General features: G+C 61.2%; 6 protein-coding genes and 4 pseudogenes. 3 read left to right on the forward strand and 7 right to left on the reverse strand.

Annotated features, from left to right (window positions below):
- Positions 1-10 precede the first annotated feature (10 nt).
- The gene (gene trhO / locus ACFQAU_RS07200) at positions 11-910 is read left to right on the forward strand and encodes an oxygen-dependent tRNA uridine(34) hydroxylase TrhO (RefSeq protein WP_132444170.1); all 900 of its coding nucleotides are present in this window, start codon (positions 11-13) and stop codon (positions 908-910) included.
- 6 nt (positions 911-916) lie between these two features.
- On the opposite strand, the gene ACFQAU_RS07205 is transcribed toward trhO, so the two are convergent.
- The 5 genes and pseudogenes from ACFQAU_RS07205 to ACFQAU_RS07225 all read right to left on the reverse strand — a co-directional run bounded on the left by ACFQAU_RS07205 (position 917) and on the right by ACFQAU_RS07225 (position 6,247).
- Positions 917-2,245 carry an NAD(P)/FAD-dependent oxidoreductase gene (locus tag ACFQAU_RS07205; RefSeq protein ID WP_132443885.1) on the reverse strand — a complete coding sequence of 443 codons (1,329 nt, stop codon included), beginning with the start codon at positions 2,243-2,245 and terminating at the stop codon, positions 917-919.
- The gene (locus ACFQAU_RS07210) at positions 2,242-3,063 is read right to left on the reverse strand and encodes an ABC transporter permease (RefSeq protein ID WP_120352052.1); all 822 of its coding nucleotides are present in this window, start codon (positions 3,061-3,063) and stop codon (positions 2,242-2,244) included. Before ACFQAU_RS07210 ends, ACFQAU_RS07205 begins: the two co-directional genes overlap by 4 nt.
- The gene (locus ACFQAU_RS07215) at positions 3,060-3,935 is read right to left on the reverse strand and encodes an ABC transporter permease subunit (protein ID WP_120352053.1); all 876 of its coding nucleotides are present in this window, start codon (positions 3,933-3,935) and stop codon (positions 3,060-3,062) included. Before ACFQAU_RS07215 ends, ACFQAU_RS07210 begins: the two co-directional genes overlap by 4 nt.
- 2 nt (positions 3,936-3,937) lie before the next feature.
- Positions 3,938-5,064: pseudogene (locus ACFQAU_RS07220) on the reverse strand (ABC transporter ATP-binding protein).
- A 98-nt stretch (positions 5,065-5,162) separates the two neighbouring features.
- Positions 5,163-6,247 (reverse strand): annotated as a pseudogene (locus tag ACFQAU_RS07225) (polyamine ABC transporter substrate-binding protein).
- Between the two features lie 145 nt (positions 6,248-6,392).
- Here ACFQAU_RS07225 and ACFQAU_RS07230 point away from each other — a divergent pair.
- Positions 6,393-7,093, forward strand: a pseudogene (locus ACFQAU_RS07230) (GntR family transcriptional regulator).
- Positions 7,094-7,168: 75 nt separating this feature from the next.
- Entirely contained in the window at positions 7,169-8,563 is a 1,395-nt protein-coding gene (locus ACFQAU_RS07235; RefSeq protein WP_132443888.1) for an aspartate aminotransferase family protein, read from the forward strand.
- Positions 8,564-8,597: 34 nt separating this feature from the next.
- Here the strand turns inward: ACFQAU_RS07235 and ACFQAU_RS07240 are convergent, their stop codons facing one another.
- Both ACFQAU_RS07240 and rnr read right to left on the reverse strand, forming a co-directional pair.
- A complete protein-coding gene (locus tag ACFQAU_RS07240) occupies positions 8,598-9,893 on the reverse strand; it encodes a lytic murein transglycosylase (protein ID WP_132443889.1) in 1,296 nt (431 codons plus the stop codon).
- 101 nt (positions 9,894-9,994) lie between these two features.
- Positions 9,995-12,261, reverse strand: a pseudogene (gene rnr, locus ACFQAU_RS07245) (ribonuclease R).
- Between the last annotated feature and the right edge of the window lie 3 nt (positions 12,262-12,264).

Genomic DNA, 12,264 nt, shown 5'->3' on the forward strand with positions numbered 1-12,264 from the left:
TTTGACGCTCATGTATACCATTGCCGCCCTATATCACTTCACCCGTTTTGAGGATCCCGCAGCGCTCAAGCCTGCGCTGCTGGCGCTTTGCGAGGCGCAATCGGTCATGGGCACGCTGCTTTTGGCCCCCGAAGGGGTGAACGGCACAATCGCCGGACCCCGCGCCGGGATCGACGCGGTGATCGCCCATCTGCGCGCCCTGCCCGGCTGCGCCGATCTGGAGTGGAAAGAGGCCGCAAGCGACAAGCCGCCTTTTGGCAAGATGAAGGTCCGCATCAAGCGTGAGATCGTCACCATGGGCCAGCCCGATGTCGATCCGCGCGCCAAGGTTGGGCACTACGTCGACCCCAAAGAGTGGAACGAGTTGATCCGCTCGCCCGATGTGGCGGTGATCGACACGCGCAACAATTACGAAGTGGCCATCGGCACCTTTGAAGGGGCGGTCGACCCGCAGACCGAAAGTTTCGGCGAATTCCCCGAATGGTGGGAGGCGAACAAAGACCGCTTCCACAACAAGAAGATCGCGATGTTCTGCACTGGCGGCATCCGCTGCGAGAAATCGACCAACTATCTGATCGGTCAGGGGGTTGAAGATGTCTTTCACCTTAAGGGCGGCATCCTGAAATACCTCGAAGAGGTGCCCGAACAAGAAAGCACTTGGGAAGGCGATTGCTTTGTCTTCGACAACCGCGTCAGCGTTGGCCACGGGCTGCGCGAAGGGCCGCATATGCTCTGCCACGGCTGCCGCCGCCCGATCCTGCCTGACGATACGACACACCCCGCCTATGAGGCTGGCGTGTCCTGTCATCAGTGTGCGGAAGAGACATCGGACGCCGACAAAGAGCGTTTTCGCGAGCGCCAACGTCAGATCATGCTGGCAAAAGAACGCGGAGCGTCAGAGCAAGGCTAAGCGCCTTTAACGGTCCGACAGCGCAAACCCCGCATAGGCAAAGGGCATGACCGCCCGGCGAAAGCGGCCCAACTCGAACCGCGCAAGCGGGGCGCGCATGGGGGCGGGGTAGGGCCGCTCTGGCGTCTTGCCGCGTACCAGATCAGCCAAAAGCGCACCGGAATAGCTTGCCATCGCCACACCATTGCCGTGGTAGCACAGCCCCGCGAACATGCCCGGCTGATCCGGCACCTCGCCTACAAAGGGCATGCGGTTGCGGGCGATACAGACCATTCCGGACCATCCATGCGGTGTCTCTACATCGCGCCACGCGGGGAACATCGCCTCGAAATCTGCCCGCGCGCGGCGCAGGGCGCGCGCCTCGGACGCTGGGCTCGACAGCAGACCGCCGCGCACACCGAACAACATGCGATTGTCGGGCATCAGGCGGAAGTAATGCAGCAGGTGGCGGCTGTCATAGCAGGCCTGTCGGCTGGTCCAGCCTTGGGCAGACAACTCTGCCTCGGTCATTGGGCGGGTCACGATCACGCTGGACTGCGTTGGCATGTAACGTGCGGCAAGCCACGGCGGCAGGTCTTCGGAGGAATAGCCGTTGGTGGCGATGATCACCCGCTCGGCGCGGATGCGCCCCTTGGGGGTGGTGACGTCGAATGCGCCGTCGCGCCGTGTCACGTTGAGGGCTAGGCTGTTGTGATAGACCGTGGCCCCCGCGTCTTCTGCGGCCTGCGCTAGGGCGGTCACATATTTGCGGGGGTTCAGGCCAAATCCAATCGGCACAGTGATCGCACCTTCGAAGCCCGCGTTCAGCCCTTCGGCAGCAAGGTCGGTCTTTTCGGTCAGCCGTGCCGTGACACCGTAGTTCTCTGCGTAGTAATCCAGCTTGCCGCGCATCTCATCGAAATCGCGCGGGCGGTGGGCCAGTTGGGTTTCGCCTTGGGAATGACGGTCTACATCGACATCGCGGGTGGTGATAAAATCCTCCACCTGCTGGATCGCCGCCCTCTCGGCCTGCCGCCACGCAAGCCGCTCTTGCCGCCCGAATTTGCGGTCGAGCGCCGCATCGTCGAGCATCCCGCCGCCCAGACAGCAAAAGCCCCCGTTGCGCCCAGAGGCGCCAAAGCCAACGCGCTCGGCCTCCAGCACCGTGGCCCCTACCCCGGCTTGCGCCAGATGCAGTGCCGCATTGAGACCGGTGAACCCGCCGCCGATGATCACCACATCGGCGCGCTCTTCTCCCTCCTGCGCCGCACGATCCGGCGCGGCGCAGGTTTCATCCCACCAGCAGCCCGCGCGCGGTGTCTCGGAATAGGCGAAATCCGCGTAAATGCGCCTCATGAGGCGGGCCGTTCCGCCGCACGGGCCTCCTCTTGCGCGCGTAGGCTGGAGCGTTTGCTGACCAACGACGCGGTGATGACACCGACAGTGACGATGGCGATCATGATCGTCGACAGCGCGTTGATCTCAGGCGAAACCCCCAAACGCACGGCGCTGAAGATTTTGATCGGCAGCGTGGTCGCCGATGGCCCCGCGGTGAAGGAGGCGATCACCAGATCATCAAGGCTCAGCGTGAAGGCCAAGAGCCAGCCCGAGATCACCGCAGGCGCGATGATCGGCAGGGTGACCAGACGAAACGCCTCCCAAGGAGACGAACCCAGATCAAGCGCGGCCTCCTCCAACGAGCGGTCAAAAGACACCAGCCGCGAAGACACGACGACCGAGACGTAGCACATCGAAAAGGTCGTATGCGCCAGCACGATGGTCAGCACGCCCCGGTCCAGCCCGATGCCGATGAACAGCAAAAGCAGCGACAGGCCGGTGATCACCTCGGGCATCACCAGCGGCGCGTAGATCATACCGGAAAACAGCGTTCGCCCCATAAAGCGCCCGCCGCGCACCAGCACATAGGCGGCCATCGTGCCCAGCACCGTGGCGATCGACGACGAAATCACCGCGACCTTGATCGTGACCCAAGCGGCGTTCAAGAAGGCTTCGTTTTGCAGCAACTCGCTATACCAGCGGGTCGAAAAACCGGCCCAAACCGTCACCAGTTTCGAGGCGTTGAAGCTGTAGATCACCAGAATGATCATCGGCAGGTAAAGAAAGGCAAACCCCAGCGTCAGTGAGGTCACGTTGAACCATGTCATCCGCTTCATTGTTCGGCCTCCGCCTGTTTCTGCTGGTTGCGCTGGAACAGGATGATCGGGATGATCAGGATCAGCAGCAAGATCACGGCAACGGCGCTCGCCACCGGCCAGTCGCGGTTGTTAAAGAACTCTTCCCAAAGCACTTTGCCGATCATCAGCGTGCCCGACCCGCCCAGTAGCGAGGGGATCACGAATTCGCCCAAGGCGGGGATGAAGACCAGAAAACTGCCCGCCACGATGCCATTGCGCGACAACGGGATCGTTACCAGCCAGAAGGCTTGCAGCCGCGAACAGCCCAAATCTTCGGCGGCCTCGTTTAGCGATTCATCCAGACGGTCCAGCGCAGCGTAAATCGGCAAGATCATGAACGGCAGGTAGGTATAGACGATGCCGATATAGACTGCCGTATTGGTATTAAGGATCTGTAAAGGCTCTGCCGTTAGACCCAACCCCATCAGCAATTGATTCAGCAGCCCTTCGTTGCTGAGAATGCCCATCCACGCATAGACGCGGATCAGGAAGGAGGTCCAGAAGGGTAAGATCACCAACATCATCAATGTGGCGCGCCACTCTTCGGGGGCGCGGGCCATGCCGTAGGCGATAGGATAGCCGACCAACAGCGTAAAGACGGTCGAGACCACAGCGATGCGCAGCGAACTAAGGTAGGCTTTCCAATACAGATCGTCGGAGGCGAGGAAGGTGAAATTCTCGAAATCCAATTGGGCGATCAGCGCGCCGATGCCATCCTTGATGGTCGGCGTGTAGGGCGGAATCGCCAGCGCCGTGTCAGACAAGGAGATTTTGAAAACAATCAGGAAAGGCACCAAAAACAGCGCCAGCAGCCAGAAATAGGGGACCGCGATCAGGGCGAAGCGACGCATATTCATTGCGCCAACAAGACGCCTGCGGTGGCGCTCCATGAAATCCAAACTGGATCTTCCCAAGTGATATCGCGCCGCGCGATGCGGCGGGTGTTGGCCGTCTGCGCTTTGATCACCTGCCCCCGGGCAGTTCGACGTGATAGGTGCTGAGGTTTCCCAGATACGCGATGTCGAGCACTTTGCCCTGTAGCGCATTGGGGGCATCCTCGGGCCGGTCGGTCGAGATACGAATCTTCTCGGGTCGGATCGCCAGATGGGCCTGCTGCCCCTCGCTGAACGGCACGGCAGAGGTCGCGGTCAGCGGCGGCTGCCCGTCGATCCAGTTCAGATGATATTGGTCTTGGCCAATGGCCTTGGTGCTGGCTTCGATGATGTTCACGTCGCCGATGAAGTCGGCCACGTAGACGGAATTCGGTGCCTCATAGATTTCAGCCGGGGTGGCCACCTGAATGACGCGCCCCTCGTCCATCACCGCCACGCGGGAGGCGACGGTCATCGCCTCTTCTTGGTCGTGGGTCACGATGACAAAAGTGGTGCCGGTGGATTCTTGAATATCCATCAGCTCGAACTGGGTGTCTTGGCGCAGCTTTTTATCGAGCGCGCCCAAGGGTTCATCCAAAAGCAAAAGCTTCGGCGCTTTTGCCAGCGACCGCGCCAGTGCAACGCGCTGCCGTTGGCCGCCGGAGATCTGATGCGGTTTGCGGCGGGCGAATTTCTCTAGCCGGGTCAGTTTCAGCATCTCGGCCACACGGGCCGCAATCGCGTCCTTGTCCATTTTGTCGCGGCGCAGACCAAAGGCGATGTTGTCCCAGATGCTAAGATGCGGGAACAGCGCATAGGACTGGAACATCATGTTCACCGCCCGTTTGTTCGGCGGCACCGGGCCGATGTCTTGCCCGGCCAGTTCGATTTGCCCGGAGGTTGGGTTTTCAAACCCCGCCAGCATCCGCATCATCGTCGTCTTGCCGCAGCCCGATGGGCCCAGCAGAGCAAAGAATTCCTGCGCATAAATGTCCAAAGACAGGTCGTCGATGGCGACGAATTCACCGAATTTCTTAGTTACATTCTTAAAGCGAATGAGCGGTTTTTCGTCGGGGTCGTTCCAGGGGGCGAAGACGGTTGGGCTCACGGTTGAGACATCCTTTGCTCGGGCTTTGATCGGGCTTTGATCGGGTCGCGGGGCAAGAAAAAGGGGCGCGACCAGACTGGCCGCACCCCTGTCTCGGATCAGGTACCAGACTTGATCTTGGTCCAGAGCCGGGTCACCACGCGCTGCACTTTCGGCGGGTAGGGTGTGGTGGTGAACAGGTTGTTCAGCGCCGCTTCGGAAGGGTAGATCGCCGGGTCGCCGATCACATCCTCGACCAAATGCTCTTGCGAGGCTTTGTTGCCGTTCGCGTAGTACACGTAGTTCGACGCTGCCGCCATATTCTCGGCGTCCATGATGAAGTTCAGAAACTTATGCGCGCCGTCGGGGTTTGGCGCGTCGACCGGGATGGCCATCTGGTCGAACCACATCTGCGCCCCTTCGGAGGGGGCGTTGTAGGCGATCTCAACGCCGTTGTCGGCTTCGGCCGCGCGGTCGCGGGCCTGCAGAATATCGCCGGACCAGCCGACTGCGACGCAGACATCACCGTTGGCCAAAGCATTGATATATTCCGAGGAGTGGAATTTTTGGATGTAGGGGCGGACCGGCATGAAGACCTCCTCCGCCTTTGCGATCACATCCGGGTCATGGCTGTTGGGGTCTTCGCCGATGTAGTTCAGCGCCGCCGGGATCATCTCGGCCGGGGCATCGAGGAAATGCACGCCGCAATCGGCCAGTTTCTCCATATTGGCAGGGTCGAAAACCAGGTCCCAGAATCGACCGGGGCGTCTTCGCCCAAAGCTTCTTTGACCTTGCCGAGGTTCACGCCGATGCCTGTGGTGCCCCACATGTAGTTGATCGAATGCGCGTTGTCGGGATCATATTGTTCGGTCCGCGAGGAAACCACATCCCACATATTTTCAAGGTTGGGCAGCTTGGAGGCATCCAGCGGCTGAAACGCACCGGCAGTGATCTGGCGCTGCAGGAAGGTGCCCGAGGGGACAACCACGTCATAGCCCGACCCACCGGCCAGCATTTTGGTCTCTAGCACTTCGTTGCTGTCGAACACGTCATAGACCAGTTCGATGCCGGTCTCTTCTTCGAATTTATCCAGCAGGGATTCGTCGATATAATCCGACCAGTTGTAGACGCGGACCGTTTCGGCAGTGGCGGCACCTGCCATCAAGGTGGCGACGGCGACGCTGCTTAGTAGCACATGTTTCATTTCATACTCCCGTTAGACAGGTCGGGTTGATCCCCACCTTTCGTCAATTTGATCAAGTTTTGCCTCCTCGGGCAAGATGGTTTATGCTTTCATGCAGAATGAAATGCTGCAACACACGGCGAAACAAGACGGAAAGACCGCTCCCATGGGTTCAGAAAAGACCGATCCGAGATTGCTTCCCGCCGCCGATGCGGCGGTCAAGACACCAATCCATCAGCATGTTTACGAACGTCTGCGCAAGATGATTCTCTTTGGCGATTTGGCCCCCGGACAGGGGTTACGATCCAAGGTCTGACCGCCGCGTTGGATGCAGGCATGACGCCCGTGCGCGAGGCCATCCGACGCCTGATCTCCGAAGGGGCGCTGACCCATTTGGGCAACCGCCGTGTCACCGTGCCAGAGCTGACCCACGCCGGGCTGGAAGAACTGGGATTCATGCGTGAAACGCTAGAGCCGGAACTGACCAAACGCGCCGCAAACCGCATGACAGACGGGCGTTTGAACGCTCTGCATGATTGCGACAACGCGCTGAACCTTGCCATTGATCGGGGCGATGTCGGTGGCTATCTGATGCAGAACTACAGCTTTCACAGGATGATCTACGACCTTGCAGGAGCGCCCATCATGGCCGCCACGGTGGACCGGTTGTGGCTGCGTTTCGGCCCCTCGCTTCGCGTGGTTTGCGGGCGCTATGGCACCAGCAATCTGCCCGATAAACACGCAGAACTTCTTGCGGCCTTTGCCGCCGGGGATGCCGCATTGGCGGGTGAGGTCATGGCAGGCGATGTTGCACAAGGAATGACCCAAATCCGCGCCGCCCTTGATGGGTTGCCCATTCCGCGTTGATTCGATTGACATGCTATAATTTGATCATATTCTGCAGCGAAGCTTATTTTTCACGCAGATAGAAGGTGCACAGACATGCCGCCCATTACGAATCACCTCCCCACCGCGGATCTTCAAGCGCTTGATGCGGCGCATCATATGCATCCTTTCACCACCAATGATGATTTGGGCGACAAGGGCGCGCGCATCATCACACGGGCCAAGGGCATCTATCTGACCGACAGCGAGGGGAATGAAATCCTCGATGCGATGGCGGGGCTGTGGTGTGTGAACCTTGGCTATGGCCGCGAAGAGATGGGCAAGGTCGCCGCACGGCAGATGAACGAACTGCCCTATTACAACACCTTCTTCCAAACGACCCATGTGCCCGCCATCGCGCTGGCCAAGGAACTGGCCGACCTCGCTCCCGGTGATTTGAACCATGTCTTTTTCGCCGGGTCCGGATCAGAGGCGAACGACACCAACCTGCGCATGGTCCGCACCTATTGGGCGCAAAAGGGCAAGCCCGAGAAGAGCCATATCATCAGCCGCAAGAATGCTTATCACGGCTCTTCGGTCGGGTCGGCCAGTCTGGGCGGCATGACCTATATGCATGAGCAAGGCGGCCTGCCGATCCCCGGCATCCATCATATCGGCCAGCCCGATTGGTATGCCGAGGGCGGGGATATGTCGCCCGAGGACTTTGGCCTGAAACGGGCGCAGGAGCTGGACGCGAAGATCGTCGAACTAGGCGCCGACAAGGTCGCCGCCTTCATTGCCGAACCCGTGCAGGGTGCAGGCGGGGTTGTCATTCCGCCCAGCACCTACTGGCCCGAGATTCAGCGCATTTGCGACAAACACGACATTCTGTTGATCGCCGACGAGGTGATCTGCGGCTTTGGCCGGACAGGCAACTGGTTTGGCTCGCAAACCATGGGGATCAAGCCGCATATCATGACCATCGCCAAGGGCCTCAGCTCGGGCTACGCGCCGATTGGCGGGTCGATTGTCTGTGACGAAGTGGCCGAGGTCATCAACGCCTGCGAATTCAACCATGGCTACACCTATTCCGGTCACCCGGTCTGTGCCGCCGTGGCGCTGGAAAACCTGCGCATCATGCAAGAAGAGAACATCGTCGACCATGTGCGAGACTTCGCCGCCCCCGCGCTGAAAGAGGCGCTGGATAAGCTGGGAGAGCATCCGCTGGTTGGCGGGGTCAACGTCTCTGGCCTGATGGCGTCTCTGCCGCTGACGCCGGATAAGGAAAGCCGTGCGCAATTCGCGGACGGGGGCGTCGCTGGCTACACCTGCCGGGAGCATTGCTTTGCCAATAATCTGGTAATGCGCCATGTCGGCGACCGGATGATCATCTCTCCGCCGCTGGTCATCACGCCCGAGGAGATCAAGATCTTCGCCGCACGGGCGACCAAGGCGCTGGATGCGACCTATGCCGATCTGAAAGACAAGGACATGCTGAAAGCTGCGTCCTAAACGACCCGGGCTGCCCCCGTTTGGGGGCGGCCCTTTATTCGTTTCGCAGTCGGGCCAGCAGCCGGGGCGAAGCATAGCCATCCGGCGCGATCCCCTCGGCCTGTTGATAGCTGCGCACGGCATTGACGGTCAGCGGGCCGATCTTGGCGTCGATCTTTTGCGTGTCGAAACCCGCCTTCGTCAGCAGGGTTTGCAATTCGATCCGCTCATCAAAGCTCAGCGCGCGGTCCTCGCGGGGCCACTCTTGCTTTATCTCCCCCGCGCCGCCGATCCGGTCGGCCAAATGGCCGACGCCGATGACATAGGCATCCGCCGTGTTATAGCGCTCGATCACCGCGAAATTCGGGAAGATCATAAAGGCCGCGCCCTGCGCGCCTGCGGGCAGCAGGATCGACGCGGGCCCGTGATCCGCAACCGCGTCACCACTCAGCGCGGTCACGCCAAGTTGGGCCCATTCCGCCGGGGTCTTGGTCACCTCCCGGTCGGCCAGCAGATAGTCAAACCCCTCGGGCAGGGCCACTTCGACACCCCAAGGCTGGCCCGTCGTCCAGCCGAAATGCTTGAGATATGCCGCGGTAGAGGCCAGCGCATCGCTGGGGTTGTCGCCCCAAATGTCCCGCCGCCCGTCACCGTCCCAATCGACGGCATGGGCGTGGAAGGACGACGGCATGAACTGCGTATGCCCCATCGCGCCCGCCCAAGAGCCACGCAATTGCTCTGCATCGGTATCGCCCGCCTGCAAAATACGCAGAGCGTCCAGCAATTCGCCCTCGAAAAACTCCGCCCGGCGCGCGTCGTAGGCGAGGGTGGCCAGCGAATTCAGCACGCTGTCGCCGCCTCGGAAACTGCCATAGGCGCTCTCTAGCCCCCAGATCGCGGTGACGATCTCTTTCTCAACGCCATATTTGATTTCGATATCTTCCAGCGTGCGCTCCCACTGGGCCAACGCCTTTTGCCCATTCTGCACCCGCAGATCCGAGGTCGCGGTGTCGAGGTAATCCCAGATCGTTTTGGTAAACTCCGACTGGTTGCGGTCGCGGCGGATCACCTCGGTGTCATAGAGCACCGTATCCAGCGCGCGGTCAAAGACATCCGGGTCGATGCCCTGCTGCAGGGCGCGGGGCCGTAATTCCGACACCCAAGCGCGCAACCCGGCCTCATCTCCGGTGGCCTCTGGGGTGGCTTGCTCTGCCGGGGTGGCGGAAACAACCACGGCCTGCGACGTGCGCGGCGCGGGCCGCGTAGATTCAGCAGGACCAGACCCAAAGGCCGGAGCCCCCATGCCTGCGGTCGCAAGAATGCTTGAAATCATCGCGTAGTGCCGGATCATAATCGCCTCACCTCATAGAGTTGCGACAAATCCTATGCCCGCCCCGCCCCGGTGGAAAGGGAGGGGCGCGGCCATCCGCGAAGCTCCGCCTGTTTGCCGCCTCAGCGGCGGGTGCGGGTCACTTTGCGCTTGATCTTGTCCTTCTTGCGCTTGGCCTTCACGGCCTTGCCGCGCGGATTGCGGCCTGCCGGGCTGCGCCGACTGCCACCCCCGCCTTGCTTGACCTTTTTATCTTCGATCTCAAGCAGTTCCAGTGCGATGCCCCCGGTGACGGGCACCGCCTCGGCCAGCCGTACGGTCACCCGTTGGCCGATGCCGATGATCATGCCGGTATCGGACCCCATCAGCGTCTGCGCCTCTGGATCATGGTGAAAGTACTCGCGCCCCAAAGACCGCATCGGCACCAGCCCATCCGCTCCAGTCTCGTCCAGCTTCACGAAGGCCCCGAACCGGGCGATGCCGCTGATCCGACCGGTGAACTCGTTGCCCACACGCTCTGACAAGAAGGCGGCGAGGTAGCGGTCGGTCGTGTCGCGCTCTGCCACCATTGAGCGCCGCTCGGTGTCCGAGATATGCGCGCCGGTCTGTTCCAGCCCTTCGATCTCTTCCGGGGTCAGACCGTCCTTGCCCCAGCCATGCGCCGTGATCAGGGCGCGGTGCACAATCAGGTCGGCATAGCGCCGGATCGGCGAGGTAAAATGCGCATAGGACCGCAGGGCGAGGCCAAAGTGCCCGATATGCGCGGGCCCGTAATAGGCCTGCGTCATCGACCGCAGGGTGCTGAGGTTGATCAGTTCCGCATCATTCGTCCCCGCCGCCTGATCCAGCAGGCGGTTGAGATGCGCGGTTTGTAGCACCTGCCCCTTGGCCAGGGTAAAGCCTGCCGCCTGCGCCGTTTCGCGCAAGGACTCAAGCTTCTCCGGCGAGGGTTCCTCGTGGATACGGAACAGCAGCGGGGTTTTCTTTTTCAGCAGTGTCTCGGCGGCGGCGACATTGGCCAGCACCATGAACTCTTCGATCAGCTTATGCGCGTCGAGCCGTTCGCGGAAGTTGACCGATTTCACTTTGCCATCGTCACCCAACTCAATCCGGCGTTCCGGTAGGTCCAACTCAAGCGGCTGCCGCTCGGCCCGCGCGGTTTTCAGCGCGCCGTAGGCGGCATAAAGCGGTTTCAGCACAGGCTCCAACAGCGGGCCAGTGCGGTCGTTCGGGTTGCCGTCAATGGCGTCCTGCACCTCTTCGTAATGCAAGGATGCGGGCGAACGCATCAGCCCGCGATGGAACGTATGGCCGGTCTTGTTGCCCTTGGCATCCAGCACCATACGCACGGCGATACAGGCGCGCGGGACACCTTCGTGCAATGAGCACAGATCGCCCGACAGGCGATCCGGCAGCATCGGCACCACCCGGTCGGGGAAATAGGTCGAGTTACCCCGTTTGCGCGCCTCGATATCCAACGCCGAACCGGGGGTCACATAGGCAGCGACATCCGCGATGGCGACCCAGACAACATGGCCGCCTTCGTTCTTGGGGTCCTCATCCGCATGGGCATAGCAGGCGTCATCATGGTCGCGTGCATCGGACGGGTCGATGGTGACCAATGGCAGATCACGCAGGTCTTCGCGGCCCTTAAGACCCTGCGGTTTGGCGGCATCGGCCTGTTCGACCACCTTATCGGGGAAATTATCGGGAATGCCGTGCTGGTGGATCGCGATCAGCGACACCGCGCGCGGCTCGGACGGGTCGCCCAACCGCTCGACGATGCGGGCACGGGGGAGCCCATGCGCCCCTTTGGCCCGGCCTGCTCGGCTTCGACCAGTTCACCGTCTTTGGCCCCGTGGGTATGGTCCGCCCCGACGCGCCATTCACGGTCAGCGCCCTTGTCGATTGGCACGATCCGCCCGCCCTCGGCAGCCTTGCGGAAGATGCCCAAGACCTTTTTCGGATTGCTGCCAATGCGGCGGATCAGCCGCGCCTCATAATGGTGGTCTTCGCCTTTCACCAGCGTCAGCCGTGCCAGAATGCGGTCGCCTTCGCCAAGGGCGGGATCACTGTCGCGCGGGATCAACAGCACGACGGGCTCTTTCCCCTCGCCATGCCATTCCATCGGCTTGGCAAACAGATCACCATCCTTGTCCGGCCCGGTGACCAGCAGCACCGAGACAGGCGGCAAGCGATCCGGATCCTGATAGCTGCGCTGGCGCTTTTCCAGATGGCCCTCGGCCTCCAGTTCTTTCAACACGCGCTTCAGGTCGATCCGCGCCGCACCTTTGATGCCAAAGGCTTTGGCGATGTCGCGCTTGGCGGTCAGCGTGGGGTTCTGTTCGATCCAGTCGAGGATCTCGGATTTGCTGGGTATCTTGCTCATACC

This window comes from Sulfitobacter profundi, from assembly GCF_042661425.1.
GTDB lineage: Bacteria > Pseudomonadota > Alphaproteobacteria > Rhodobacterales > Rhodobacteraceae > Sulfitobacter > Sulfitobacter profundi.

Excerpts from the sequence above, each read along its gene's own strand:
- trhO (WP_132444170.1), top strand. The coding sequence starts at position 11 with ATGTATACCATTGCCGCCCTATATCACTTCACCCGTTTTGAGGATCCC.
- ACFQAU_RS07205 (WP_132443885.1), bottom strand. The coding sequence starts at position 2,245 with ATGAGGCGCATTTACGCGGATTTCGCCTATTCCGAGACACCGCGCGCG.
- ACFQAU_RS07210 (WP_120352052.1), bottom strand. The coding sequence starts at position 3,063 with ATGAAGCGGATGACATGGTTCAACGTGACCTCACTGACGCTGGGGTTT.
- ACFQAU_RS07215 (WP_120352053.1), bottom strand. The coding sequence starts at position 3,935 with ATGCGTCGCTTCGCCCTGATCGCGGTCCCCTATTTCTGGCTGCTGGCG.
- ACFQAU_RS07235 (WP_132443888.1), top strand. The coding sequence starts at position 7,169 with ATGCCGCCCATTACGAATCACCTCCCCACCGCGGATCTTCAAGCGCTT.
- ACFQAU_RS07240 (WP_132443889.1), bottom strand. The coding sequence starts at position 9,893 with ATGATCCGGCACTACGCGATGATTTCAAGCATTCTTGCGACCGCAGGC.